This window comes from Candidatus Nitrososphaera evergladensis SR1, assembly GCF_000730285.1.
In the GTDB taxonomy this organism is placed as follows: Archaea; Thermoproteota; Nitrososphaeria; order Nitrososphaerales; family Nitrososphaeraceae; genus Nitrososphaera; species Nitrososphaera evergladensis.
Genome location: NZ_CP007174.1, coordinates 497,148 through 523,555, shown reverse-complemented (window position 1 = coordinate 523,555; position 26,408 = coordinate 497,148). Strand labels below are relative to the sequence as shown.

At 49.5% G+C, this 26,408-nt stretch carries 27 protein-coding genes; 15 read left to right on the top strand and 12 right to left on the bottom strand.

The annotated features are described in order from the left end of the window. The first annotated feature begins 1 nt into the window (after position 1). Positions 2-667, top strand: a complete 666-nt coding sequence (fsa, locus tag NTE_RS02545; protein ID WP_148699602.1) for a fructose-6-phosphate aldolase — start codon at positions 2-4, stop codon at positions 665-667. Here the strand turns inward: fsa and NTE_RS02540 are convergent. Beyond that, positions 664-2,244 (bottom strand): vWA domain-containing protein, encoded by a 1,581-nt coding sequence (locus tag NTE_RS02540; protein WP_148699601.1) that lies wholly within the window; start codon positions 2,242-2,244, stop codon positions 664-666. The two genes, fsa and NTE_RS02540, sit on opposite strands and share 4 nt — an antisense overlap. Before the next feature lie 4 nt (positions 2,245-2,248). Further along, on the bottom strand, positions 2,249-3,094 hold the full coding sequence (locus NTE_RS02535) for an AAA family ATPase (protein ID WP_148699600.1): 846 nt from the start codon (positions 3,092-3,094) through the stop codon (positions 2,249-2,251). Positions 3,095-3,198: 104 nt separating this feature from the next. On the opposite strand from NTE_RS02535, the gene NTE_RS02530 reads away from it, so the two are divergent. Further along, positions 3,199-3,762: a hemerythrin domain-containing protein gene (locus NTE_RS02530; protein ID WP_226987298.1), complete on the top strand. Its 564-nt coding sequence runs from the start codon at positions 3,199-3,201 to the stop codon at positions 3,760-3,762. 1 nt (position 3,763) lies between these two features. On the opposite strand, the gene NTE_RS02525 is transcribed toward NTE_RS02530, so the two are convergent. After that, positions 3,764-5,116, bottom strand: coding sequence for a multicopper oxidase domain-containing protein (locus NTE_RS02525; protein WP_226987130.1), 1,353 nt, complete (start codon positions 5,114-5,116; stop codon positions 3,764-3,766). Between the two features lie 170 nt (positions 5,117-5,286). Here NTE_RS02525 and NTE_RS02520 point away from each other — a divergent pair, with 170 nt between their 5' ends. Next, a complete protein-coding gene (locus NTE_RS02520) occupies positions 5,287-5,613 on the top strand; it encodes an antibiotic biosynthesis monooxygenase family protein (protein WP_226987129.1) in 327 nt (108 codons plus the stop codon). Between the two features lie 13 nt (positions 5,614-5,626). On the opposite strand, the gene NTE_RS02515 is transcribed toward NTE_RS02520, so the two are convergent. Further along, positions 5,627-6,157, bottom strand: a complete 531-nt coding sequence (locus NTE_RS02515; RefSeq protein WP_148699598.1) for a hypothetical protein — start codon at positions 6,155-6,157, stop codon at positions 5,627-5,629. Positions 6,158-6,180: 23 nt separating this feature from the next. On the opposite strand from NTE_RS02515, the gene NTE_RS02510 reads away from it, so the two are divergent. Further along, complete coding sequence (locus tag NTE_RS02510; protein ID WP_148699597.1) at positions 6,181-6,477, top strand: hypothetical protein; 297 nt, start codon at positions 6,181-6,183, stop codon at positions 6,475-6,477. Between the two features lie 25 nt (positions 6,478-6,502). On the opposite strand, the gene NTE_RS02505 is transcribed toward NTE_RS02510, so the two are convergent. Next, entirely contained in the window at positions 6,503-7,408 is a 906-nt protein-coding gene (locus tag NTE_RS02505; RefSeq protein ID WP_148699596.1) for a VOC family protein, read from the bottom strand. 155 nt (positions 7,409-7,563) lie between these two features. On the opposite strand from NTE_RS02505, the gene NTE_RS02500 reads away from it, so the two are divergent. After that, positions 7,564-7,839 (top strand): hypothetical protein, encoded by a 276-nt coding sequence (locus NTE_RS02500; protein ID WP_148699595.1) that lies wholly within the window; start codon positions 7,564-7,566, stop codon positions 7,837-7,839. A gap of 29 nt (positions 7,840-7,868) precedes the next feature. Here the strand turns inward: NTE_RS02500 and NTE_RS02495 are convergent, their stop codons facing one another. Continuing rightward, the gene (locus tag NTE_RS02495) at positions 7,869-8,711 is read right to left on the bottom strand and encodes a hypothetical protein (protein ID WP_148699594.1); all 843 of its coding nucleotides are present in this window, start codon (positions 8,709-8,711) and stop codon (positions 7,869-7,871) included. Between the two features lie 221 nt (positions 8,712-8,932). Further along, positions 8,933-10,561: a chitobiase/beta-hexosaminidase C-terminal domain-containing protein gene (locus tag NTE_RS02490; protein WP_148699593.1), complete on the bottom strand. Its 1,629-nt coding sequence runs from the start codon at positions 10,559-10,561 to the stop codon at positions 8,933-8,935. Between the two features lie 494 nt (positions 10,562-11,055). Between NTE_RS02490 and NTE_RS02485 the strand changes: the two genes are divergently transcribed. From NTE_RS02485 to NTE_RS02475, 3 genes are all read left to right on the top strand, one after another. Then, on the top strand, positions 11,056-12,162 hold the full coding sequence (locus tag NTE_RS02485; RefSeq protein ID WP_226987128.1) for a cupredoxin domain-containing protein: 1,107 nt from the start codon (positions 11,056-11,058) through the stop codon (positions 12,160-12,162). A 241-nt stretch (positions 12,163-12,403) separates the two neighbouring features. Further along, positions 12,404-12,931 (top strand): hypothetical protein, encoded by a 528-nt coding sequence (locus NTE_RS16285; RefSeq protein WP_158385031.1) that lies wholly within the window; start codon positions 12,404-12,406, stop codon positions 12,929-12,931. 91 nt (positions 12,932-13,022) lie between these two features. Beyond that, complete coding sequence (locus NTE_RS02475) at positions 13,023-13,361, top strand: nitroreductase/quinone reductase family protein (RefSeq protein WP_148699591.1); 339 nt, start codon at positions 13,023-13,025, stop codon at positions 13,359-13,361. Positions 13,362-13,406: 45 nt separating this feature from the next. Here the strand turns inward: NTE_RS02475 and NTE_RS02470 are convergent, their stop codons facing one another. The 3 genes from NTE_RS02470 to NTE_RS02460 form a co-directional block, all read right to left on the bottom strand. Further along, entirely contained in the window at positions 13,407-14,435 is a 1,029-nt protein-coding gene (locus NTE_RS02470) for a hypothetical protein (RefSeq protein ID WP_148699590.1), read from the bottom strand. 342 nt (positions 14,436-14,777) lie between these two features. Continuing rightward, complete coding sequence (locus tag NTE_RS02465; RefSeq protein ID WP_148699589.1) at positions 14,778-15,758, bottom strand: hypothetical protein; 981 nt, start codon at positions 15,756-15,758, stop codon at positions 14,778-14,780. Positions 15,759-15,909: 151 nt separating this feature from the next. Next, positions 15,910-16,989: a hypothetical protein gene (locus tag NTE_RS02460; protein ID WP_148699588.1), complete on the bottom strand. Its 1,080-nt coding sequence runs from the start codon at positions 16,987-16,989 to the stop codon at positions 15,910-15,912. Between the two features lie 357 nt (positions 16,990-17,346). Between NTE_RS02460 and NTE_RS02455 the strand changes: the two genes are divergently transcribed. The 3 genes from NTE_RS02455 (at position 17,347) to NTE_RS02445 (ending at position 20,169) form a co-directional block, all read left to right on the top strand. Continuing rightward, the gene (locus NTE_RS02455) at positions 17,347-18,168 is read left to right on the top strand and encodes a serine/threonine protein kinase (RefSeq protein WP_158385029.1); all 822 of its coding nucleotides are present in this window, start codon (positions 17,347-17,349) and stop codon (positions 18,166-18,168) included. Positions 18,169-18,387: 219 nt separating this feature from the next. Beyond that, entirely contained in the window at positions 18,388-19,263 is an 876-nt protein-coding gene (locus tag NTE_RS02450; RefSeq protein ID WP_148699586.1) for an LbetaH domain-containing protein, read from the top strand. Between the two features lie 390 nt (positions 19,264-19,653). Then, positions 19,654-20,169, top strand: coding sequence for an Ig-like domain-containing protein (locus tag NTE_RS02445; RefSeq protein WP_148699585.1), 516 nt, complete (start codon positions 19,654-19,656; stop codon positions 20,167-20,169). Between the two features lie 12 nt (positions 20,170-20,181). Here the strand turns inward: NTE_RS02445 and NTE_RS02440 are convergent, their stop codons facing one another. Continuing rightward, entirely contained in the window at positions 20,182-20,580 is a 399-nt protein-coding gene (locus tag NTE_RS02440) for a hypothetical protein (protein ID WP_148699584.1), read from the bottom strand. A gap of 365 nt (positions 20,581-20,945) precedes the next feature. Here NTE_RS02440 and NTE_RS02435 point away from each other — a divergent pair, with 365 nt between their 5' ends. The 4 genes from NTE_RS02435 (at position 20,946) to NTE_RS02420 (ending at position 25,966) form a co-directional block, all read left to right on the top strand. Then, positions 20,946-21,278 (top strand): hypothetical protein, encoded by a 333-nt coding sequence (locus tag NTE_RS02435; protein WP_148699583.1) that lies wholly within the window; start codon positions 20,946-20,948, stop codon positions 21,276-21,278. A gap of 63 nt (positions 21,279-21,341) precedes the next feature. Next, on the top strand, positions 21,342-21,719 hold the full coding sequence (locus NTE_RS02430) for a hypothetical protein (RefSeq protein ID WP_148699582.1): 378 nt from the start codon (positions 21,342-21,344) through the stop codon (positions 21,717-21,719). A 688-nt stretch (positions 21,720-22,407) separates the two neighbouring features. Next, positions 22,408-23,103, top strand: coding sequence for a VOC family protein (locus NTE_RS02425; protein ID WP_148699581.1), 696 nt, complete (start codon positions 22,408-22,410; stop codon positions 23,101-23,103). Between the two features lie 160 nt (positions 23,104-23,263). After that, positions 23,264-25,966 (top strand): sialidase family protein, encoded by a 2,703-nt coding sequence (locus NTE_RS02420; RefSeq protein WP_148699580.1) that lies wholly within the window; start codon positions 23,264-23,266, stop codon positions 25,964-25,966. 117 nt (positions 25,967-26,083) lie between these two features. On the opposite strand, the gene NTE_RS02415 is transcribed toward NTE_RS02420, so the two are convergent. Next, positions 26,084-26,278: a hypothetical protein gene (locus NTE_RS02415; RefSeq protein WP_148699579.1), complete on the bottom strand. Its 195-nt coding sequence runs from the start codon at positions 26,276-26,278 to the stop codon at positions 26,084-26,086. Positions 26,279-26,408 lie beyond the last annotated feature (130 nt).

Sequence of the window (26,408 nt, the reverse complement as noted above, 5' to 3'; positions counted from 1 at the left end):
AATGAAGATCTTTCTTGACACGGCCAACCTTGAATCTATAAAAAAGTACAACGACATGGGCCTCGTTGACGGCATCACCACCAACCCTACTCTTTTGTCAAGGGAGAAGGAAAACCCGGCACAGATCATGCGCGAAATCGTGCGCATCGTCAAGGGCCCTGTGAGCCTGGAGGTCGTGGGCACCACCTACGACAGCATGATGGAAGAAGCGCACAGGCTGAAAAAATACGGCAAAAACGTCGTCGTCAAGATACCGATGCTCCCCGATGGCATGAGGGCGGTCAAAAAGCTCAAGGAGGAGGGCATAGAGACAAACGTCACGCTGGTATTCTCTGCAAACCAGGCGGTGATTGCTGCAAAGGCGGGCGCATCGTACGTCAGCCCGTTCATAGGCAGGCTGGACGACGCGGGGCAGGACGGCATGACACTGGTACGGGAGATAGTGCAGATCTTTAGCAATTACAAGTTCACGACAAACGTGCTTGTTGCAAGCGTGCGCCACCCTATGCACGTGATAGAGGCCGGCAAGATCGGCGCCCACGTAGTTACGCTGCCCCCTGACATCCTTGGCAAGATGATGGCACACCCGCTAACCGACAAGGGCCTCGCATCATTTCTTGCAGACTGGGAAAAGGTAAAGAAGGAAAACCCGAACCTGTCGTTCTAGGTGCGCAAGAGCTTTATCACTTTTTTTGGCATGTCCTGGAGCCTGCTAACAGACAGGGTCTTTTCATAGTTCAGGTATTTCAGGTTCTGCCCGATGCCCACTGCGTCGCTGAGGTTGCGCCCAACGCCTATTGCCACCATCTTTATCCCGACCTTGCGGTAGGAAAGCACCATCGCCCTCACGGCGTCAAAGTCGGACGGCTCGCCGTCGGTCAGGGTCACAAATATGTCGGGCTTGAACGACTTTAGCACCGGCTGCAAGAGCCCATAGACTTCTGCAAGCGGGGTCCCGCCCACCGCCTTTATCTGCACGAGCCTGCGGGCGCACACAAGCGACCACTTTACCGTGGGCGGCTTGACCACCCAGCACTTTACCTGCCGGTTCTCTGTGGAAAACGCGTACACGGCAAATTTCACGCCAAGGTAGCTGAGCGCCTCGCAGAGCGCGACGGTTGCCTGCTTGTATTCCGTTTCCACGTCGGCTATGCTGCTTGAATGGTCCAAAAGCAGGACGACCTTGGACCTTATTGATAGTTTCACGTCGGTGAGGAAGGGCTTTGGCAGCGACTCTACAATAGTCTCGATGTCAAGCTCCTCGCCCATCTCGTCGTGGCGCTCCACCCAGCCTGTCTTCCACTCTCTGAAAGCGGCCTTGACCTTTTGTATGAGGTCTAGGTCGTAGATCTGCGTCTCGTCTACGTCCATCCTGTCCGGCACGCTCAGGCCAAAGTTCTCCAGGCTGTCGTAGCCCTTGTTCTCGGTTTTCTTGCTCTCCTTGACCAGGGTCTCAAACTCGTGCAGGACGTCATTTCCTTCGTAGATCTCTTTGGACTTTTCCTCAGAGTCTTTCTCTTTCTTTTTCGTCCTGACGACTTTTTCTATCTGCTTTAGTACGTCTTGCTGCGTCAGCGATGCGCCCATCCTTGTGCGGGGCGCAAGGATGGGTATGGAGACTAGCGGGTCAAGCTCCAGCATCCTTATCAACTTTGGAATTTGCTGCTCGACCCACTCTGTGCCATAGTTGTTGTCAAGGGCCTCCTTTACCACTTCGTTGGCAAACTCAACGGCCTTTTGCACCTTTTCAAGCTCGCCCCCGAAAAGCTCGCCCTTTACATAGCCTGTCAGGAAATACTGCGAAAACGCCTCTGCAATCTTGTATCTGCCGTAGATGGTGTTCAAAAGTTGCCGGGACTGCCACGATATCCCCTCGTAAAATATCAGCTCGTTTTCCATGCCTTCCCAGTCGGCAAGTCCAAGAATCTCGACGCGCTTTGTTTCAAGCGTGTTCAAGAGGAAGCCAAACGCGTGCTCGTTTGAGAGAACCTTGCTTGAATGGCGCATGCGCATAGACTCGTACCAGAGGGCGACGCGCCACTGCCTGTATTTCTGGAAATCCGTGCCGACATAGTATGCAAGCGTCGGAAGCGTCACCTGGCTCTTGTCCGGCTTTGTGGCAGGCGGCTTGTCTGGCGCAAGCGCGACGACTGTCTTGTCATTGCCGGACCACCTGCGGGCAAGAAACGTGGCGATGTCCAGGAGGATGTCGTTTCGCATCACGCTTTTTTCAAGCTTGGACATCGTGTCACTTGTCGCCAAAGATAGAGGTTATCATGTCCAGCACCTTCTGGTATTCCACCTGGCCCCACTGGTCGTACGCGTTTGCGTACACAACCTCGGCAGCCTGCCTGCCTGAAAGCCCTGCGTTTAGCATCTTGGCAAATGCTATGGTCTCCCGGAGCGACGGGCTGTAATACAGCTCTTCAACGGCTGCCGCATCGCGCAGGCTCCTTGCAAGCTGGATTGCGTGCTTGACGTCGCGCATCTTGCCGTCATCGTTGTCCATCTTGACGTGCCTCTTTACTATCTCCAGCTCCAGGTCTTCTGGCGGATAGTCAAGCCTCATCCTCACCGGGAACCTGCTCAAGAGCTGAGGCGGCAGTTCCTTTGTCCCCACGTGCGAAAGCGGGTTTATCGTTGCAATCACGAACCAGTCCGGCGATGCCTTGACAAGCTGGCCCTCGGCCTCCTTGAGCACCAGCTGGCGCCTGTCGTCAAGGGCCTCGTCAAGGCGCAAAAGGACATCAGCTTCGGCGGCGTTTAGCTCGTCAAGGTACAGCATCGTTCCTTCCTTCATCGATTTTACCAGCACGCCTTCGACAAAATTTATCTGCCCCTTGTCAATGGTCCTCGTGCCGACAAGGTGCGACTCCCTTGTCCTGAGCGAAAAGTTTACGGAATAAAGCTCTTTTTCCATCGCCGAGGCAAACTTGCGCACAAGCGTGGTCTTGCCGGTCCCCTTGGGGCCGATGATGAGCACAAAAAGCCCGGCCTTGTAGGCTTTTTCAAGCACGTCCAAGGCATTGTTCCAGTCAAGATAAATGACCTCCTGACTGCTGCTGCCGTTGTTGTCCAGTTCAGTCGTTGCCATCTCTGGGTTATAGCGGGATGCAATGGTATTTGAGCGTTTAAGCGTGCATACACACAAGATATTGTTATAATGAGGCGCCTGCGCATTCTTTTTCTGTCGTGGCGATGAGCACCCGGGAGCTTGTGCAGGACCATGTCACTATCAGGCGCATACGCGACATTGCGCAGAAATGCTCTGACAGGCTGTACGCCGGCGACCACATCCCGCTTGAGGAGATCGAGATCATCTCTGTAGTCATTGAAGAGTTTGTAGACGCATTCCATCACGGCAAGGAGGAAAAGGCGTACTTTCCGGCAAACGAGCGCAAAAATAACGAATACGCAGAAGAGGTGCGCAAGTTCAAGATAGAGCACGAGTTTGGAAGGAGGGTCGCAAGGATGATGCTTCGCAGCCTAAAAGAGTGGAAGAATGGGGTTGGCGACCGGAGGGAGCCCGTTGCGCGGTTTTTAAGGACGTACGCCGCGTTTGTCACCGACCATACCGGCAAGGAGGAGAGATTCTTTGAGATGGTCGAGGAGGCAAAGAGCATATCAAGCGAGGAAGACAGGCAGATTCTGCTCCACTACAAAGAGTGCAGAAACGACGTGGGCGGAAGCGCAAGGGTGCAGGAATTGTCAAGACTTGTGGAATACCTGGAAGAAAGGGAGTGGATGGGGAGGAAAAAATGACCTACTCCACAGTCAAAGTGCCCTCCATCCACGGATGCAGCGCGCAGTAATAGTCGTACTTGCCTGCGCTATCGAATTTGTGCGTCCACGAGCCGCCTGCTCCTATCAGCGACGAGTCAAAGGCCCCCTGCCTGTCTGTGACCGTGTGTACGGTGGCATCCTGGTTTACCCACGTCACCTCCAAGCCAGCGTTGACAGACATTTCACGGGGAGAGTAGTTTTGCTTTTGCTTGTTGTCCCATGACCCTTTTGCGATTGCCACCTGCGGGCCGGTGCCATGATGGGAGCTTGCCTGTACCGTGGCGTTTGTAACGGCAGTGTGCTCCACTACCTCCGGCTTTTGCAGTTTTTCAATCTGCTCGTGCTGCCAGCCAATCATCGACTCTGCTTCGTACGGCCCCTGCGACGGCTCGACCATTATCTCGCCCATGTTGCCCCGCTCCTCCTGCAGGCCATGGCTGTGGAAAAGGTACGTCCCGGGCCACTTCCACCTCGCCTCGACCATGGCGGCGTTTCCCGGCCCTATTTCGACCGTCTGGGCGTCTATCGGGTCGTTGGACCAGAGCCCCGACGGGTACGCCTTGAAGATGGTGCTGTGCAGGTGGAACGAATACGGAATCGTGGTGCCCATGTTGATGACGTACATCCTGACAAGCTCGCCCTGCTTGGCGTGCAGCATATTGTCGCCCATGTACTGGTCCGCATAGCCGTTTACAAGATAGTACTTTGGCACAAAGCTCTCCTGATCCTTCGGGTCAAACTCGCCCATCACTATTACAAACTCCCTTGCAGGCTCGGGCTTGTCGTCGTCCTTGGGGTCTATTATCAGCGCGCCATACATGCCCATCCTGATGTGGAGCGACGTAGGGTACGCGTGGCAGTGGTACATCAGCGCGCCGGCAGGATCGGCCACAAAAGTATAGTTGTAGGATTGCCCCGGGAGCACCTGCGGGTGGACCCCGTCGCTTTCGTCGTCGTGGTTTCCGTGCAGGTGAAGGGTGTGCGCAAGTGGCGTCTTGTTTATGAAATGTATGGTGACGTTGTCGCCCTCGGTGAACCGCAGAGTCGGCCCGGGCACGGTGCCGTTGTACGTCCACGCTTTGACGCGCTCGCCGGGCGCTATCTCGATTTGGGCTTCTTCGGCCACAAGCGTTACTTCTTTTTTATTATTATTACTATTATTGTCGTCATTATCATTATTGTTAATGTTGTTGTCCATCTCTCCCAATGCCTGGCCTTCCGGCGCAAGGAAAAAGAGCGAGCCGGCTACGATACTTGAGGCAATCGCGGCCACGATTGCAATGGCAAGGAGCTTTTTGCCGCCGTCATTGTTATTGTTGTTTTCACTTGGCATGGGAAAACTGTTTCCAGTTTTGCATATAGGCAGGCCGTATACACAGCAAGCCCGCCTCTGTACCATAATCGCCTGCAACCTTTTGCAACCGGCCGCAGGTGTGCGCCTGCTTGCCAGTGCTTGCAATGTAGACTTTTGTTTTAATAGGGGCGGCATAAAACGTGATTCCGTTGGCCGACCAGCTGGTGGAAAAGCGCGCCCTTTTGGAGGGCCAGATGTTCGTGGCAATAGCGGACATTGAGCTGAAAAAAGGAAAGGAAGACGAGTTCAAAAAATGGTTTGTACAGTCAAACCACATCCTTGCAGGGCAGGACGGCTTTATTGCAAGAAAGCTGCTAAAGTCGCCCAGAGGCAGCCACCGGATACTGGTCATCATGGAGAGCAAGGAGGCGTTTGCAAGGATGCACACGACTCCCGAGCACGCCAAGCTCCACATGGAGGCGCTTGCGTTTATGACAAGGCCGCCAAAGATATCCGCGTACGATTCCGTGTCCTGACTTTTTGTACTCTCTATTCGTCGACGGTGAGCGTGAGCATGGTGTTTGAAGTCACGATATCGACGCGCCTGTTCAGGATCTCGTTGAATATCTGCTCCAAGAGCGTCTTGTGGTAGAGCGACCAGTTGTATCCCAGGTCGTGCTTCATCACAAAGACGTGCCGGCCTTCGTTTTCGCTGTGAGAAAACTCGATAGACGAGCTCTTCATCCGGGTTTCAAGCCACGACAGAAACGACGAGAGGTCCATCCTCGTCTTCATGAAAAGCGCGATGTCGTGGACCACGCCCTTGCCCACCTTTTGCGCCATCTCGATTATCTCCTCCCTCTCCATGTTTTCAAAGAGCGTGTGCACTATGGGCCTTGCTATTGGTATCATGCCGATCTTGGGCTCGTACACGTCCCATTCAACAAAGCGCTTCAGTATCTGGTTGACAAGCGTGTTGAGGCTGACTTCTCTCTTTTCAGACTCGGACCTGAGCTTGCCCATGACGCCTTCTTCGATGCGGAATGTCATCGTGACTGTCTTTTTAGAATCATCTGTCATGGAGTGTGGAAGGTTTTTCGCGGTTGAACTATAATAACGATGCTGAAACGCTTGCAGGCGATTGCAATGCGTACCTGATGCATAAGTACCGATTCCAGCCTAGACACAACCAGTTGGTCCTTGGTTGCAGGGGGCTCTGCGCCCGGCTGGAGACTATTGGCGGAGGCAAGAACTCGGCGTACAGCCTGGGCTACAAGAGGTGCTCATCCTGCGACGTCTACATAAAGTGGGACAGCTGCCGGTGCCCCTGCTGCAAACTGCCATTGCGCGTAAAAAAGAGGACAAAACAGCACAGCAGTAACATAATCCCTGCGCACTGAGATCTGCTCTGTGGCATATTATTATCTATCTATACAGCTTGACAGTTATGCCGTCAGGATCGCGCCCTGTAGCAGAATTCTGTTCTTGCGACACCAGCACACCGTGCCGCAACAGGTTGCTCGCCGCCCTTCCTAGCTCCTCTTTTTCATCTGGAACCTTTATCGCAAAGTGGTTCAATCCTACCACTGCTTCCTCAGGCAAGGCAGCAGCAGAAATGTTTTGGCCAAGCCACGTGTTGGTTGCGACGTGATGGTGGTAGCCTCCCGCGGCAAAAAAGTATGCGCCGGGAAAGGTAAACGTAAGGCCAAGGCCAAGAATCTGCGAGTAAAACTGCATCGCCCTGCCAAGGTCGCGCACATGCAGGTGTACGTGGCCTATCGTGGTCCCCGCAGGCATACCCTTCCAGCCTGCCGCAGTAGCCTGCGCCAGCAAGCCTTCTGTGTCAAGCCTTTCTGTCACCATCTTGATTTGCCTGCTGGATGTCACCTGCCATTCCGAGCGTGACCTGTCCCGGTAGATCTCGATGCCGTTAAAATCCGGGTCGCGGATGTACACGGACTCTGAAACGCTGTGGTCGGCCATGCCGTCAAAGTGAACCTGGCCGCGCGTTTCTCTGCCAAGGAATGCAAGCGCGTCAGCAAGGAATTTCCTTTCTGGCAAGAGTATGGCAAAGTGGTAAAGTCCTGCCCTTTTTTGCTGCTCTGCTCCTTCTTTTTTTGCGGCCTTGCGCAATTCCAGGAGGTGCGCAGTGTTGTTGTCAACGGAGAGAAGCGCCCTGTCGCCGGCGGACGATTGCCTGCCCAGTACCTTGAACCCAAGGACAGACTCGTAGAATTCAAGCGACTGCGAGATGTCTGATACGTTTAAGCTGACGTAGCCTATTTTGGAGGACGGGTGGGCCACAAAGCGCCCACCGGCAGTGGTAGCCATTTTTACCGTACGTTATGTACGCGCCGGCGTATTAAAATCAGCAGAGACGGTAAAGAGACTTGCAAGCGGCAGAATAATAATAGCTAGTATGCGTGCTTACAATCACAACATATTATTATTTATCCGGGCTGCAAGGACAAACAATCCAGTAAGAAATGCCAAAAGAGCTTTCAGAAGCGCAAGCGTGGGAGATAGTAAATCCGGTATGCAGGGAGCTGTTTGAGCTTGTCAATGAAAAGATGGTCAGATTCGTTTCTGCCACGGAAAGCGACAACGGGACGTACGCGATTAACTTGAAATCAAGCCGCATACACCTTGCCTCCCGCGGGTTCAAGGACAGCATAGGAGACATCGAGTACGGCGAAGGCAAGCTGAGGATAGGGTTGCGCGCAAACGGCAGGCCGGGAAACATTTTCATCGACTTGGAATAAAGCAGTAGGTAGGTAGGTAGGTAGATTGTTTACTGTACTTTATCATCCGCTGCAGTCATCATGTCGCAGGCATTTGCGTTCTTCTCAATGGCACACTGATAATCCATCGAGATCCACCCTGCTATCTTTGACTTGTTTGCCAGAGCGTCCAATTGCTTGATTACCTTGGCTGCAAGTATGTTGTCTCGGTGTTGCTCATTAAACCACATCATAGGTACGAGTTGGCCAGACGCTGCAGCATTGGAGTTGCAGGCGACATTTCCGGAAGAGCCAGTAGCAGGTCCTTCGCACCACCATTTCTCAAACGCCTGGAGGTTTTGCGTCTCGTTCTTGGCAAAGTCAAAGTGGAACGCAAGCTGGTTCCAGGTCACAAATGATTTCCAAGGCGCAGCGAAGGTTCCCTCCACGTTTGTTGCATCAGCATAATCTCTCGATACAAGATACTTGATATGCCTTGGAAGCACGTTTACCTGCGGCGCCTGCTGGGTGAGGTTCCAGATTACGGCATCTCGATTCTGCTCAAAATAACGCATCATAAAGATAAAGTCAGGATTCTTGGCAAGAGCGCAAGAATCGTCAGCAGGGTCTTGACACCACCATTCCTTGAACGACTCTAGGTTCTGCGTTTCTGATTCTTGGTAAGAGTAATGCCAGGCCAGTTGTTCATATTTTACAAACAGCTCGTTCGACAGGTTTTCTTTGGAATCCGGCGTAGCTGCGTAAGACGGCAATAATATTGGCAGGGTTGTTGCAGGAAAAACCAACGGCACCGCCAAAAACAAGACTGCAACGATAATAGCAGCAGCTCTTCTTTTTTTCTTCTCCTCGTCCTTTCCAATGACACTTTTTTTGCCATCACCGTTCCAAGGCATAGGTATTGTTGACTAGAATATTCCATTGCAAGTAGGAAAGGACTGTGTTCGTTTGTGTTTGTTTTGTGTAATATTTTGCCCTCTAGTGCCAGAATGTAGAAAAACATTGAGGTATATCCCTCCCTATTTTCAATACTTGCAGCCTAGCAAAGAATGTAATGCAACAATATCATCATTGTTAACTCGAATCAGATTTGGAGATTTTCTTTATTTTCCTTTTTTTACCCATGCGTCTGTTTCAGTATCATGTACATGTCATCGCCTGTGTAGCCAAGCCACGAAGTGCCGTATTGCTGGCGGTACGTGTTTGTGCCGTCAAACGGGTCTGCCGCATCACGGTCAAGCATCACTGCGATGAAATTGTTTGAATTGCCGCCAGCATACTTGATGCCTATCCTGTCGCCGGACTGGATGGTGTACAGCTCGTTGCTAGACAGCGTAAAGACATAGTCTGTGTACGTCGTCGTGATGGTAGTGGCGTCCTTTGTACCAAACAGCTTTTTCACAGTCAGGTCAGGATTAAAGATTCCCACCTGTACTGTTCCTGTTGGAGCGCCGGTCTTTCTCAGCTTTAGCGTTATTTCATTTATGCTCTTGCCTGCCAGCTGCGATGCAGATGAAGACACGAATTCAACGTGCGACTGGGTGGCAGAATACAGGCTGAGGCCGTATGTCTGGGTCGTGTCCGACATGCGGGTTACAGGAAAAGTACCCGGGCTGATGGTGTAGATCTCTGTGCGGACGGGGCTAGAATTGCCCGCAGTGTCTCTGGCAAAGAATTTGAGAGTGGTCGTGGCAGTGATTGAGATCGGCGATGAATAGATGGGGCTTGACGTTGTTGGCGCACTGCCATTGGTGGTGTAGTATATGGTAGCCTGCTCGTTTGCAGTCAAGGTGACAGACTGTGCGGACGGGTAGGAGCCGCCGGCAGGCATTGCAGTCACCACGGGCGGGGTGGTGTCTGAAGGCGGAGAGGCTATCCCTACAAGCTCGTTGAAGGATTTTATAGAGTAACCCCGTGAGCTGATGCCATTTATAACCGAGTCTATGCGCGCTATAGAGTTTGCGTTTACGGAATTCAGGGCGGTTACCCCGTCAGGTGCATAGTTGCTAAAGTCCTGCGGGTGCAGTGTCACGACTGCCCAGCCCCGCTCCTCTATGCTCGAATCTATGCCAGACAGAATCTGGCTGGATGTCAGCTGGAAATGCTGGTTGTTGGTCCATTCGCTAAATGCCGTCACCTCGGGAGCATGGTAGATTCCGCGGTTGTCGGCGGAAGGCGCAAGTGGAGTCGAAGGATTATCCTCATAGTAGCTGGCAAACATGTCTGCGCTGATTACCTTTAGGCCAAGGTTTTGCATTGCAGTCAGGGTGTTGGCGTTGAAAACGTTGTAGGGAGTAATGAAAATGTTTGATTTCTTGCCGTACAAGGATTGCCTCTTGTCGTTTGCCTTTTGGAGCTCGGACTGCTGCTTGCTCTGCGAAAAGGTCGTATAGTCGTCGTGGTTCCAGCCATGCAGTGCATACTCAAATAGTCCAGCATTGCCTTCCTGCTTTGTCTTGTCAACCACTAAAGAGTCGCTCCCAAAAAAGTTCATTATCTCTCCCAAAGTGAGTCTTGTATTTTTGCTGATGAATTTGTCCATGACGGCAACTTGGACGTTATTTATCCAGTAATCTTGGACGTCATCAAGCCGGAAAATGACACAATCACAGGAGGCCGCAAAAGCTGGTTTTGCACTATAATAATAACTGCTACCAATGCCAACAAACACAGACGACAAAACAAGCATGACTGCAAGGACAGATGCCGTGGAACATTGCACGATGCCCTTTGGGGCCAAGACCATGCTAGCAAAGACAACCTCCAACGAGGTAAAATGGCGCAAGACGAATCAAGCTTCCTTTCACAGAGAGCCTTCTGCGGCTTATGTTACTGTCACTGGGACTGAGAAGAAATACTGTTGTCGCGGTAGTAACAGTGGCGGTGATGGTGGTCGCGTGAGGGGTAATGACGGCCGCGGTATTAAACTCGTGCGAACTTTTCTTGAACATTGCCATAGGTGTCCTGCATTACAAGCAGCAACAACTATTGCTTATAACATCATACACTATCGTATGCTATATCTAACTTTAATATAAAAATTCTATATGCGCATAGAAGGTACATGTTACCGTTTGCATATTCATGTATTGGCGCTTTTTTTATTTCAGACCCGGAACTCTTTCTTTGCCGAGTCTGGCACAAAGACACGAGGATATAAAAAAATACACATCCATCTCGCATTGCAAAGCATATGATCATTCATACCTGTTTAATATCATGACATCGAAAGATCCGTCGATGGGTTTTCTTGATGCAAAAAATCATTCTGGGATGTTTATTATCACTGCCTTTGCTCTGATAGCCGCTCTTGCTAATACAGGAACAATAGCAACAGGCGGAGGAGCCAAGTTTGCATTGGCCCAGCAGGCACCACCAAAAGGAGAACCGCAAACTGAAGCAGATCATACAGTGAGTATTGCCAACGGCACTGCCCAGAGAGGCGTCAAGAGTACCTTCAATCCTGCAACCATAACAGTCAGGGATGGCTCGCTGTTGACGTTTTTGAACCGGGATGTTGTAGAGCATAGTGCAGTCGCAGGAACCGCCAAGAATGGGCCAACAGGACAGTTTGATACCGACGTTATAGAGCCGGGGAAAAATGTTACCATTTCAATAAATGACAAACCGGGAGCAACCATCCAGTATTTCTGCAAGATTCATCCGTTTCTAACAGGAACCATCAAGATAGCCGCAAATGAAGAAGCAGGTGGCGGAGCGACTGAAACCCAGCCGCAACAGCAACAACAACAGCAACGGCAAACAACAAATAACAACAACAATTCTGTCACAACGTTTACAGCCAGCGGACCGATTGCATCATGGGCAAGCGGCCCTAGTGCCACCGCCGACAGTAATGTAACTCTTCTGCCCTATGTCATTTCAGGGGCATGGAACCTCAAGGTTGTTAACGGCACTGCAAAATCATTTGATGCAAACATCACCATGGTCAAGGCAGACGGTACCGATTTTCATACCCACAGACTGCTCAATTTCAGAGCCGCCAGCGCATCTTTGGCAAACACGCTGCTCTTTAACCAGACCGAGAACAACAATAATACTAGTAGTAATAATCGTACAGAAATAGCCGCCGCCCCTCTGACTGTAGCAGGTGCCCAATCCGAACTTTCCATTCCAGGACATATTGATATCACGACCGATGGCAACGAGACTTGGCCAGATGTTTCAGTAAACGTCATGATAAGGCAATGGCACACAATCAACATAGTCATGGATGAAAATGCAACAAACAAACACTTTACTGAAGGGCATTATGCCCCCGCCATCTATGGCGGAGTCTCTTCGGTAAAAGATAAAGACGGCAAGGAACTGCTTGTACAGCAGTAAAAAAGGATGATTAGAGAGAGAGAGAGAGAGAGAGAGACATATGCAGGACAGGCGCAATTACGCATACATATAAAAAGAATAAGGAGGGTCCCACGGCAAGTATGATTTATAACAGCAGGGCATTAGTAGCCTCTCCATCCGGGTCACACTCATCTAAAGACATTCTCATATCCTTCAATATAGTATAGATATAGCGGGAATTTGCACTCTACTTTAATAGTAAAATCAGATATTTGACGACGTGGGGAACAAGTACGACGCTTCATCGTCACGGCTGGCAGCTATTGCATCAATATCTGCAATATTACTCGGAGCAACGTTGGCCATTGGATACATGGTGAATATTCAGACAGCGCAGGCACTGTCAGCGCAGGTTGTGGTGGGAGGCGATAACAAGGGAGAGCAGGGCAATCAGGGTACAGGAAGCGACGGTGGGGAAGGACAGAATGCACCAGAGGGAGGAAAAGGAGGAGGTGCAGGAAGCGACGGTGGTGGTAGTAATAATAATGAAGGAGATAGTGGCGGTGGAGACGGCAAGGGAATACAGGGCGGAGGAAGCGACGGTGGTGGTAGTAATAATAATGAAGGAGATAGTGGCGGGGGCGGACAAGATAATGAAGGCGGCGGGCAATATTGCTACAGCGTATCAATCACCAACCCGCTTAATGGCAAGACACGCACCGTAGATGTGTGCTTTGACAGCCGTTCTGACTGCGAACAGGCCCAGCAGCATGACCCTGATTCAGCGTCTGACTGCGAAACGCATTAGCAAAAGACACCAAAACACCGCGTCGACGCGGTGTTGCAAAAACAAGATATGCACGTGTGCGTATATGTATATGAAATAGCACCAAAATCAAATGGCTGCTGCAGATAATAATAATCAACAACAATTATTCTTGTACTTGGACACTATGGGATGGAAGACAGGCAAAAGACACCAGATAGAGATCTGGTTTGTCAAGTACGATGACAAATATTATGTAATGTCAGAGCACGGAGAACGCTCTCACTGGGTCCAGAACATTGCGCATGATCCCAACGTTTCCTTTAGAGTCAGCGACAAGAGGTTTGAAGGGACTGCAAGGATTGTCAAGCAAAGGGATGAGCCCAGACTAGCAAAAGAAGTTGCAAAATTGATGAATGCCAAGTATCGATGGGATGACGGCTTGATTGTAGAGCTCAAGCCGGCGACATAGAGAGATATAGTCCGGATAACTTGCCGGCTTTGCCGCAGTTGGCAATTACGGAAGGGGATTGATTTCTCTTATTGTAAAGTCAGAGTACGCCATAGTTCCATATTCGTGCCTTGCGTACACAGAAAGCATTGGCTTGCCTGTCTCGCTGCTGTCGTTTATGAAAGAGTGTATGAGGGGCAGCGAGGGGTCTACTTCAGGCCTACATGCACCTCGGCCGACGCCGAAATTGTCGCCATTGTCAACAAACTCTGTCACCTTTTGCCAGTTGCCTCCGTTTGCTCCTCCCGTTGTGTCGCGGTACAGCTCCAGCTTCACCTTGGTGTTGTCGTCCATGTTGCGAAGGACGTACTTGAAGCCCACCCAGGTGTTCTTTGGAAGGTCGCCAGAAGGCCTTTGTCCTGCAGCGCGGGTATAGCCATCGTCCAAGTGGTGCGCCGATTCTTTTTCAAAGGCCCACCGGCCGTTGATGCCCACCAAGCCGCCGTAGCCCCTATCATCGCAGTAATTGACGTTTTCGTTGCCGTTTGTGCCGTGGTTTGTACGGGCAAACACCTGGAGGCCGGAATAGTCCACTATCTGCGTCTCGCTTATCCTCTTGACGTACAGAGTTATCTCCAGATTCTCTGACCATTCGCGCTCGTCGGCAGGATCGTGGATGTACATCCTGATAACGTCACCAGATGCTGTCAATGTTCCCTTGCCGTCTATCACGTACGTCCCATCACCGTGCGTTGTTTCAAACCAGTTGTCTGCAGGGTCGACTTCGTTGCCGATTGTACGTGCGTTTCCATTGTCCCATTTTGACGACCATTCGATCCCTCCAGGAGAAGTTGGGTACAATCTGGTGATTCCAAACCTGTCTTTTGGCGACAAAAGATCAGCTGTTGGAGGCACGGTCGGGAGCAAATTTTGAAAAATGCCGGCCAGCAGTACCAGAGCCAATGTCAGCACTATTGCGGCGATGATGACAAAAATGAGTCGCTTGCGGGTGCTTGGCGACTGCAGCAACAATAGTAAGGATCGCTTTATGCGGTTGCCCGTGCTGTCGCTTGCATTGGCGTCTCCTATAGTCAACTTTTTTCTCCTTCAGTTTTTACGGTTCATGCTGTATTACATACGAATGTGTGTGTAACAGCCCGATCATCAAGGTACAGGCAGAATAATATATCTACAAACGTGTCAATTGCAGGCACAATACCGGAACTTTTTATCATACTCTTCTTCGACCATAGAGCAAAGACTCATCCATCTTGACGGGGCGTTGTCAGGGCCAGGCCACTTCTTTTATGCAGCCGATAAAACTACAGGCAGGGTACAGAGTATGTGACAGACAGGTGCAGAATACATTTTTTTGAAGAACAGCATATGTCGTTATCTGCCGCCAAACTTTTTTCCGGCTTTGCACCCTGCACACGCTTAGCGTACAGAAGAGCCTTTTGCATCCAAGCACGCAGACCACAGCGGCGCCGCATTACTGGGCGTCCTTTCCCACGGGTTTACGCACTTGTTTTTTGCTATCTCTGCTTTATGCTGGCGGTACGCTTCTTCAAACCATGACTGCATGTAGCCCTTGTTGCTTCCATTGTCAGAAACACCCTTGTTGGTGGTGGTGGCGGCAGTAGTAGCCTTATCCCAGAGTATTTCGCGTCCATACTGCTCGGAAAACCACATCTTGTGTGCCTTGTCAGATTCTTTTTCCCCTCCTCTGCTCCACCACTTGTGAAATGTCTTGAGGTTTTGCTGTTCCGTCTTGGCATAATCGTAATGCCAAGCTTGTTTTTCAAGCGACAGGTAATGGCGCCAAGTCATATCGCCGGGCTTGCCGTGCTGAGTCATGCTGTCTCTCATCTCTGTTCGTTTCTGCAAATACTTTAGCTGTTCGTCTGTCTTCTTTATCTCGTGATGCGGCTGGTGATTGGCCTTGTTCCAGAGCATCTCGTCCCTGAGCTGCTCGTGCTGCCACATCGCGTCCTTGGGATAAGCTGACCGGTCGCAGGCATGGGTAAAGTCCTTGTAGCCATGCAAGCGCAAGTCTGCACAGTACCACTTTTGGTATGCCTTGACATTTTGCTTTTCCACTTTGCTATAGTTGTAATGCCAGGATTCCTTTTCCAGTTTCAAAAATTCCTGCCAGTATTGTTGTTGGTGTTGCCGCTGTTGCTTTGCAGCAGCAACGCTGCTGTCACTTTTGTCGAAAGCAGCATTGTCATTATTAATTATCTTGGCTGCTTGTTCCCCTGCCACTGCAGCAGATGCCCCGTGTGGCGATGATTGAACGGTAGCAAAAATCAAAAGGGCCGCCAGAGATACCACAACCGCAGACATTATCCCGGTGCGTCTTGTTTTGTCTATGGCAACGCTATTGCTATTATTATTTTTACTCTCATCCTCAATCATTGCTATTTCTGTCGCTTACAATGATCCACCGACAAATAATAAAGAGCCATGATTCCAGCCTCTTGAGTGATAGTGCAGAAGGAATTTAGGGTATTTTTCTCTCATGCGCACATATGGGCCTGTTGCTTCTGCCTCCTTAAAGACCGCGCAATCATGAAAGGGAACTTATCTCTCTTATTGTAAAGTCAGAGTACGCCATAGTTCCATATTCGTGCCTTGCGTACACAGAAAGCATTGGCTTGCCTGTCTCGCTGCTGTCGTTTATGAAAGAGTGTATGAGGGGCAGCGCAGGGTTCACGCCTGACCTGCACGCTCCATAACCCGCGCCGAAACTGTCGCCATTGTCAACAAACTCTGTCACCTTTTGCCAGTTGCCTCCGTTTGCTCCTCCCGTTGTGTCGCGGTACAGCTCCAGCTTCACCTTGGTGTTGTCGTCCATGTTGCGAAGGACGTACTTGAAGCCCACCCAGGTGTTCTTTGGAAGGTCGCCAGAAGGCCTTTGTCCTGCGACATCTACATAGCCGTTGTCCAGGTGGTGTGCAGTCTCTTTTTCAAGAGTCCATTCGCCGTTGATGTTTATGAGGCCGCCGTAGCCACGGTCATCGCAGAGATTCACTTCTTCGTTGCCGTTTGTGCCGTGGTTTGTACGGGCAAACACCTGGAGGCCGGAATAGTCCACTATCTGCGTCTCGCTTATCCTCTTGACGTACAGAGTTATCTCCAGATTCTCTGACCATTCCCTTTCCTTGGCAGGGTCATGCACGTACATCCGTACAAAGTCTCCAGATGCTGTCAGCGTGCCCTTGCCGTCTATTGCATACATGCCTTCACCGTGTGCTGCATCGAACCACTTGTCGTCAGGGTCTATCGCGTTTCCAATCGTTCTGGCGTGCCCGTTGTCCCAGCTTGAAGACCATTCCATTCCGTCAGGAGAAGTTGGATATAATTCGGTAATTCCAAATCGGTCTTTTGATGAAGAAGGGTTTCTTGTTGTTGTAGTGGTGGTAGTAGCGGTGGTGGAAGAGGACATCGGCGGGGCGGGGTTTGGCTTTTGAGAGACTCCCATTAGAAGTACAGGAATTGATACTACCAGCACTGCCGCCACAAGGACAAGAACGAGACGCTTGCGAATGTTCGTCGGCTGTGGCGATGATGAGGATAGCAAAAGCCGCTTTATCCGATCACCAATATTGTTTGTCTCGGCTTCATTGTCATCTCTTATTGCAGCCACAACTCTTTCCCCTCTTCTCTTTTTTTTGCAATTTACTTGCGCTCCGTGACCCTGATTGTCAGGGTCGGGGAGAATATATCACTAAACATGTCAATATTGCACATAATACCGGAACTTTTTATCATTGCATGAAATCACAACTGAGCACTGATCTCAGAATATTGTGGATTTATCGGGCAAAGAGTGCAAAATCATAGCTGTATAGAGGTTTTGTTGCAGGCGCAGGATATCATTCTGTAGTGGATCAACGGGGTGTTGTCACGCCCCGCAGCCAATGCAGTGCTTTGCTTTTGTGCAAAGTGTCGTGTACTGTAATGGTTATAGCAAAAAAGCGCGATATATTACAATAACAGGCCTTTGCAGTACAGAATAATCAAACGCCTAGGGTCAGGAGGCTTTGGAAACGTTTACCAAGTCGAGGGGAGCGACGGCAACACGTACGCCATGAAGCTCTTAAAAAGCGTCGACGTGGTCAACAAGAAGCGCTTTGAGCGCGAGATCAAGATACTGGCTACGCTGGACCACCCAAACGTAGTCAGGATATACCAGTGGAACCTTGGAGGCGACCCGCCAGATTTTAGCCCGTGGTATGTCATGGAGTATTTGCGCGGGGGCTCCCTCAGGGAGCACATGGACGAAAAGTTCCGCAATAGGTATGTGTTTCAGCGCAACAGGTCCATAAACTCGATAATCCTGCCGGTATGCAACGCGCTTGCGCAAGCCCACAGCCTGAGCATATATCACCGCGATTTAAAGCCAGACAACATCATGTACATAGATGACTACAGGACCGCTATCAAGATAACGGACTGGGGCCTTGGCAGGGATATCAACAAAAAGTCTCTTATGCTCACCGCAGAGATAGGCCACGTTGGAGGCGACCCAGGCTACTGCGCGCCGGAGCAGTGGTTTGCAACAGAGAATCCTGACGGCAGGGCTGACATTTTCTCGATGGGGGTGATGCTGTATGAATTGATGACGGGCAGGAGGCCGGCGCACTATGACAACCAGATGAGGAGACCTGCCATCGAACCGCCGTCAAAGTTCCATCCAAGCATATCGCCCCAGATGGACAGGCTGATACTAAAGATGCTCAGCCTGCACCCGGAAGAAAGACCCCAGTCAGTATGGGAACTAATGTCTGAAATAGAGAACCTGCCTGACGCCAAGTACTATTAGAGAAAGCATATACACGCGCTTTTTTGTACGGCATGTGTAAAAAGAGATGTCGAGTTGCTATTGTTCTTCTTCTTTGCACAAAAAGTCGCTCTCGCTTTCTCTTTGAGGCAAGGTTCGTCAGACGAGTGATCATGTCCCGATTGGTATGCCCATGCTATATAATCCCGTTACGTTTTCAGGGAAATCTCTAAATTGATAACCTGATGCCGACCCTGTGTCATGAAATATGCAAACATCGCATCTACAATAGCGGCCATAGGGGCCATCCTTGCCTTGGCCCTGGTCCTGGTACAGCCATCGCAGCAACAACAACAGCAACAAACCGCTGCGACAGGCCTGCTAAGAACCAGGCCGTGGCCGCCCAACGTCCACACCAACGTCAGGACAGACTTTAATCCGCAGGCAAGCACCCCACAGATAAGCGATAGTGCTTTCATTCACCCATATGCAATAGTCATAGGCGATTGCCACATAGGCAAGATGGTGATGGTGGCCCCCACTGCAGTATGCCGAGGAGACGAAGGAACGCCAATCCATGTTGGCGACTACTCCAACATGCAGGACGGTGTCGTCATCCACGCCCTGGAGACAACAGAGAACGGAACAAACATTGACGGCAGGCGCTTTTCCCAAGAGGGAGAGAGACTGCAGGCAGCAAACAATGACACCTTTTCAAAAGGATACGCAGTGTGGGTTGGCGACCGTACAAGCCTGGCTCATGGCGCCATGATTCATGGCCCTGCATGGATTGGAAACGACACGTTTGTTGGCATGGAAGCGATGATCTTTAACGCCAAGATAGGAAATAATGTCGCCGTAGGCGTTTCAAGCACGATAACTGGCGGCGTTGTCATACCTGACGGCAAGTTCGTTCCACCGGGGAGCGTGATAACCACGCAAGAGCAAGCAGACAGTCTTCCGTCCCGCATTGGAAGTCCCTATGAAAATACCAACAAGGCAGTCATACACGTCAATGAAAACCTTGCTGAGGGTTATGATGAGCTCGAACTAGAAAAACTGGCTCATCAAAGAGAGGCGCAAATGGAAGAAGGAATGGTAGAGACAGGTAATAATAATAGCAGTGACGCCAGCTAGCTAATCCTTTCTTTCTTTTTTATTTTTTAGTCATGAAAACATCTAAAAAAAGAAGAAAAAACCGTCCTACTTAACAATGACAATAATTATTGCAAATAGGACATGTGTTATCCTGGTTATGTCCACACTTGTGGTCCAGGCGCTGCTGATATCGGCGCCTCGTATAGCCAGGATCGTCTCCTTTACGTTCATGGCTGCTAGTCATCTTATCCTTCTCTTCTTTCCTTCTTCCGTTTTCAGAATGGTCATTGCAGAAACGACTTATAAAACTGACTGGCTAGTCATTATAATACTGTAATGGCGCTTTCAAGTAGAGGCCACCTCTGTTTATGTTTATAGATAATACTTTTCCTTCTGTGTTTTAATAATCGTCACAAAACATCATGCCAAATGTACAGAAAAACAATTCTTGAAAAGAAGAAAAGGAACCACCATTATTATTATCATCTCTTGGCCGGCCTTGCCGCGGTGATAGTAGCAGCAGTGACGGTGATGGGAATAGAAGATTTCCTTTCGTTTGGGTCGTTTGCAGTTGCGGAAGGAATTCCTTCTGCAGCTGCTCAGGAAGCAGCAAAAGATACCACAAAGCCGACTGGAACCATTACGTCGCCGGCATCTGGAGATGTTGTCAAGCTAAACACCCCCATCACGGTAAATGGGACTGCATCTGATAATGTAAAGGTATCAAAGGTCGAGGTAAGGGCAGTTAATGCGGAAGATATACTTGGAACCAGATATGCCCCGGCGACTTCAACCGATGGATATGCCAGCTGGACATTTAGCCTGACAATACCAAACACGGATTATGAGAACATCACTGTGAGGATAACTGACACGTCGGGCAACCAGAAGTGGATGACGCATCGTGTCAGCATTGCGGCAGAGGCAGCAGAAGGCCCTACGTGACAACACACTGCACTAGGCTATGCGTTTGGTGGACTTGCCAAAGTATGCCATGACGTATGGCCTATAGAGATAGTAGATGATTGCTGCAGATATTATCACGCTGATTATGCTGCTAGCATTTCCCGCGGCCAGAGACGCGACTCCTATCACTATGCTGATAATTGATAGGATAAGGGTCGCTGTCCATGCCCATCCGCTCCCTTGGAGCAGCCCTCCTGCAACGACAAAGGAAACAATTCCAAGTATTGCAAAAATGCCTCCGAAGAATATTCCAACTGGAGCCAAGAAGATGAGCGCTACGCCAAGTACCGCTACGCCCAACCCAACAAGAAGCATAACAATGCCACCAATGACATTCAGGATAGCAAGTATAGTCACGCCCATTGGCCGGGAAGAAGTCGATATTGACATGCCAGAAGTAAAAAGTACACATGGAAAATATTAAAGCGGCATCCTCTGCATTTTTTCTTGTGGATTGCGAAAAAGATCTCTTTGAAATACAACATATGCTCTTTGGCCTGTGATATGCTCTTCTTCTTGTTCTCTTCTTCTTTGCTCTTGCCTCTTTTTCTGATACTTGAGGTTGCAAGATCATTAGGTGTCTTTTACAGGTAATCAAGAACCTGAGAAGTTTTTATCATATGACCGGACGCACAGATGAGCCAGAAGAGGTCCAAGTGATTGTAGTTTTCGGGTCCAGCATAAAAAAGAAAGGCAGACAGAAGAGACACGGAAATAAACTGTTTTAATTCAAATTCGCTTATGTACTCATTCCTATGAGTAGTAGCAGCAGCAACAATAGCAGCGGCCAAGAAATAAGAGAAAGAGATGAAAGGAATGCCATCAAAATGCAGGAAATGTCATCCCAATGGGCTGAAGTAATCGGACAACTTGTTGACAGGCTCACAGGTAAAGAAACTTCAATAACATATACGTTTGACAACCTCACTGTCGACATGCCTCGGGCACAGGGGCCAAATGGTCAGGATCTGGGGAATGCCCAGTGGACGATTAACGGCAAAGTGGTAATTACTGCAGAGGCCCATGACGCTGTAATGGAGGGAGGAGACAGCAGACAAAGGTCGCTAGCAGCCTCTTCGACCGCCTAGCAATCAAATAGAGAGAAAGCCATGCCAGGTAGCAAAAAGCATTTGCACATCGACGATGGAGACATGATAGCCACTTCAGTAAGCAAAATGCTCAAGACCGCAAAATCCGGTGCAATTACAATCGATTTTGCGGATGAACCCGCAGTGAAAGTAACTGCTAACAATGGCAGAATTGCAGTCGACCTTTTACAGCCAACTATTTTCAAGGTTCCAGAAGACGAAACAGGACTGTTTGACAAGCTAAGGACTGCCTCGGAGTTTGCCTCCAAACTTTCTGACGACGGTGTAACGCTGTCAATCTTGAGAAGGGGCAAAGAGGTTATCCGGCTTGGAAAAGATTCCAGGCCAACATTCTCTAGATTGATTACCAGAAGCAAGGATATCCAGATGTCAAGCATGACTGAATTTGCCAGATTAAAAAAAGATTTCAAAGCAGATTAGCGCATATGGGTGGCTCTAGAATAGTGTTGTTAACCGGCGGTACGGCCACCGTGTTGTTTGCTGGCGGAACGTACGGTGCATATGGACGGTAATGAGGTCCCGGCATCTGTGCTTGTACGGGAACGACAGCAATGGCATAAGAAAGCGCCGCTATTACCCCAATAGTTGCGAGTGTGTAAACGGTCGTATCCTTCATTTCTTTCAAACGGGCTACGGCTTGCCAGAAATACATTAAGGAAGTGATTTTCATAGAATTGGTCTACTAATTCATTTCTATTCTTATCTTATACAGAAAAGTCAGCAGAGCAGAGAGGGTTTCCGTTAACGTTTTTGATAATGATGATAATGATGATAGCCAAGCCTTATTACTTGTGCAACAGATATTTGTAGACAGGACATAATGATAGGAAAATGCGAAAAATGCGGCATGTCAAATGTCGAGGTCAGGACGATAAAAACAGAAGACAATAAAGAGGTAACATTGTGCAATCAATGCAGGCCCGCTGATGGAGCTTATGCCTATTAATCATCGCTGCGAGCAAACTGTTCCACCGCTGTAGCAGGCACACAAGTGGGACACGGTCGAAACTAGGATCCGGTGGGTCTTACTCATCATATTATATGCTCATATAGAAAAAAAAGAGAGAGAATTCTCCTGCTTCCGGATTAATCGGATCAAAGCTCGGTGTTGGTTGAGGAGTGGCATCTGCCATTGGCTGGCGTTTTAGCCTATCTGGCCCAGACAAAGAGAAATAGCAATTCATGCAATAAAAGACTTGGTGCAAAGAGAAATTCTCTCGAGAGACAAGAGACAGAAGAAGGCGATGATGACGATAGTATGAGAGTTTACCGTATTTCTGCCATTACGCTCAAAGTAGACAAGATGGAAAGTTCGTGCCAGTTTTATTCGAAAATACCAGGCTTTAGAATTGTCTATGGAGGTGCCCCTAGCGACGCCTTTTCAACATTTGAGGTAGGCGAAGGAGAGAGGAAGGCGTACCTCAATTTAGAGTTGGCAGAGAGGGCAGGTAGAAAGACCGTCAAGCTGGATAACAACAAACATCATCATCACTACACGGTCGTTGACCAGCAGCAAAGCCTTGATCATGATGAAAATTTGGAAAAGGCGATGAAAACAACAACAGGCACAGAACGAGAAAAAGAAAGAGGAGGGAAGCAAGGAAGCAGAAGCGATTTTGGAAGAATAATACTCCATACAGAGAACGTTGATGACCTCTACGAGCATATGAGGAAGGACGAATTTTTATCAAATCACGCGATATTTGAGACGGAGCCTGTCGACGCGCCTTGGGGCGAAAGATTCTTTCACATTAGAGAACCTAACGGTTACCAATTGTCTTTTGCCCAGCCTCTAAGGCGGTAAAGAGAAATCGTACAAACCACGCGCATCATCATTACCTACGAATTACAAAGAGGTTTTGACCATAAGACGAGTCGAAAAGGCGATTAGCGTCCCTTGTGCATTCCTCTTTAATATCACATAGTGCTTTTGTATTCTTGTGCGCGTCTCTTGCAGATGTCTTTTGGCATTCCTGATAATTATTACCTCGTTTCTGGCCATATTCCAATACGCGTTCATGACGCCTGTTGCAGCAAGCACTCAATCCAATCTCACGGCTGCCTCGCCGGCGTTGTTAGCGCAGGAAAGAGAAGGCATGTTTGTATCAGCCGATCAGCCAAGCACTAGTCATCATCAAACAATTGCACAAAAACAGCAGCCGCCGGGCATTTCTGATGGCAACAACACTGGTACGTCGTCAGGCAATGCATCATCATCATTATTATTATCATCGCCTTCTTCTCAGGCACAAAGTCAGTCCATTCCTTTTCTGGCCGTTATTTCGGATCAAGCCACCGGCACGGTTTTTCCGGGTTCCGGCCAGGTGCTAAAACTAATGATAGATGTTAGAGAAGGCAGAGGAGACATCTTGGTGAACACAAATATTTTTTCAGGAGGGATGTGGCAGAATTCTGCTAGGACCGCGGCGTCGGTAGCCCAATCACTGACGCAGGAAGACCTATCTTCAAAAGATGTGGTACTCACGATAAAAAGCACAAATTCTACGGAAAGCGAAGAAATGTTAAGAAAATTTGGCGGAGGCGTCGACGGCCCAAGCGCCGGAGGAGCCATGACTGTCCTGTTGGTTTCAGAACTTGAAGGAAAGGCAGTCAACAACTATACGGCCATGACGGGAACGATAAACCCGGATGGCACTATAGGCCCTGTTGGAGGGATTATCGAAAAGGCAGTCGCTGCAGGAAGGTACGGGGCAAAGGTAATGCTGGTTCCAGCTGGCCAGAGTTATTATCCGGAGGTATCTTGTCAACAACAACATCCAGAATCGTCTTCATCATCATCTTTCGACACGCCAGCAAAGTCCAACACGTGCAGATTAGAAGAAAAGTCGCTTTCGTATGTGATGGAAAAGCAGTACGGCATGAAGGTAATAGAGGTTCATGACGTGCGGTCAGCATTGAGCTATTTCCAGTCAGATGGCGGCAACGGGACGACGACAACGGTACAACGCTCGCTACAGCAACAAAGAGAAGAAGAAAAAGGCTTGATGCCTGCAACAATCGTCAGCAGCAATAAAAACAATAGCAATGATGACGATTCAATTCTCAACCTAAGCAACGACGATGGGTTCTCGTCCTTTTTCCTGACAGCCGAAGATGTCAGCAGCAACGCCATGATGGCGGCCTCTGGCAACAATGTCTATGCAATCTGGGTGGACAACAGCACAGGGTCACTGGGCAGTTTTGACATTTTCTTTGCAAGGAGCACAAACGGCGGAGACTCTTTTGACAGGGCAGTGGATCTCAGCGCGCCTATCCGGAACAACGGCAGTATATACGGGAATTCTTACTCGCCGCAGATCGCTGCCTCTGGGAGCAGCGTCTATGTCACATGGATTGAAAATGTTTACGCCGCTTCGCAAGACAGGCAAGACTCGCACATATTGTTTTCAAAAAGTGATGATGGCGGAAGAACCTTTCAAGGCCCATTTGATATAAGCGGTGGCACGTCTGGAATTCCAGAACCAGAGTCGTTATCGCTCGCTTACCCGCTGTACTCCAGCAATCCACAGATTATCGCAGCGTCTGGAAGTAACGGCGAGGAAGGCGGTGGCGCTGCTGCGGCATATGTTGTTTGGACCGTTCATCCGTTAATAGTACCTACGGCAGGAGCACAGCAGCAACAGCAGCAAGGACGGGTTGGAGAGGGAGATATTTTCTTTACAAGAATCGGGCCGGATGGATCATTGTTAGCCGAACCCGTAAATCTGAGCAACAATACGGGAGAGTCACACTCCCCTCGCATAGGATTGTCAGGTTCCAATGTCTACGTGGCGTGGGCAGACGATACTCGCGGAGACGGCGAGATATTTTTTAGACATATCTCAGACAATGGGCTTACGCTTGGGCCAGTAGTCAACATAAGCAACAACTATCTTCAGGATGACAAGCCGCAGATAGCAACAGGGGTTGATGGAAATAACAGCAGCGTGTATGTGATATGGCAGCACTCGGGAAGGAATGAAACTGGCGCGACGACAGGAGCCATAGGGTTTGCATCAAGCCAAGACAATGGCACTACATTTAGCAAACCAACATCGGTCATGACTACACGGATTGATCCCGCAATAGGCCCGCTTCATCACCTTGCCATTACTACTACTGCCACCACAGCGGGCAGGAACCTTGACCAACAGGGCAACAGCAATAATAATACGGACGGCAGAGGCAACGCCAGCTCTAGTAACAATAGCGCCTACATCGTCTGGTCGGATGGAACAATTGGAAACCGCAACATATATTTCTCAAAAAGCAATGCGACAGATAACAATAACCCCTTTCCCTACTATTACTGGACCTTGAGCAATAATACGGGAGAGTCGATTCTGCCGGAGATTGCCGTCTCTGGCAGCGGCAATGTCTATGTGGTCTGGATGGACGATGCTTCGGGGGCATACGACATATACTTTAGAGAGGCCAACTTTACATCGGCAACAAGCAACAATGATTTTGAAGTAACATTTTCAGACACCATAAACATCAGCAATACCACCGCCGGTAATTCCGTATTCCCGCAGATAATTGCAGAAGGCGACAACGTCTACATCGCATGGGAAGAGCACGTCATTAGCAACAACGGCAGTAATAATAATGGCAGCGCCGTCGACAATGTGAATTCCGAGATCTATTTCAAAAAATTGGAACGATGAGAGGGGAAAAAGTGTTTTACTGATAATGGGTCTTTTGTGTCATATAGTAGAGAGAGAGAGAGAGAGAGAGAGAGAGAGAGATGATCTAGGGTTCTTTCCCTGTCATTTGAAGGGGCATCAAGATGCAGGATATGACGATGGAGTTTCGCCAACGACCAGAGGTCCTGTCAGGCGAGCAGGATTATTGTCGTTATCAGCGTCGTCCCCGCCGGTATTCGATTCTTTTGCTACCGTTGTCTTTGGAGCCATCATGTTGGCGACTGCCGTAGAAAGAACAAGAAAGGCTCCCAGAACCAGTGTAGCTCCGGCCAAGATAACTGCTGCTTTAACTTTCTTTGATGTTGCGGGATACCGATCTTGGAGCATATATGCCAGAGTCCCTAGCACACATAATCCTCCAGTCGATAGTTAAGCAACACGACAGTCTCCTCTAGATTGAGAA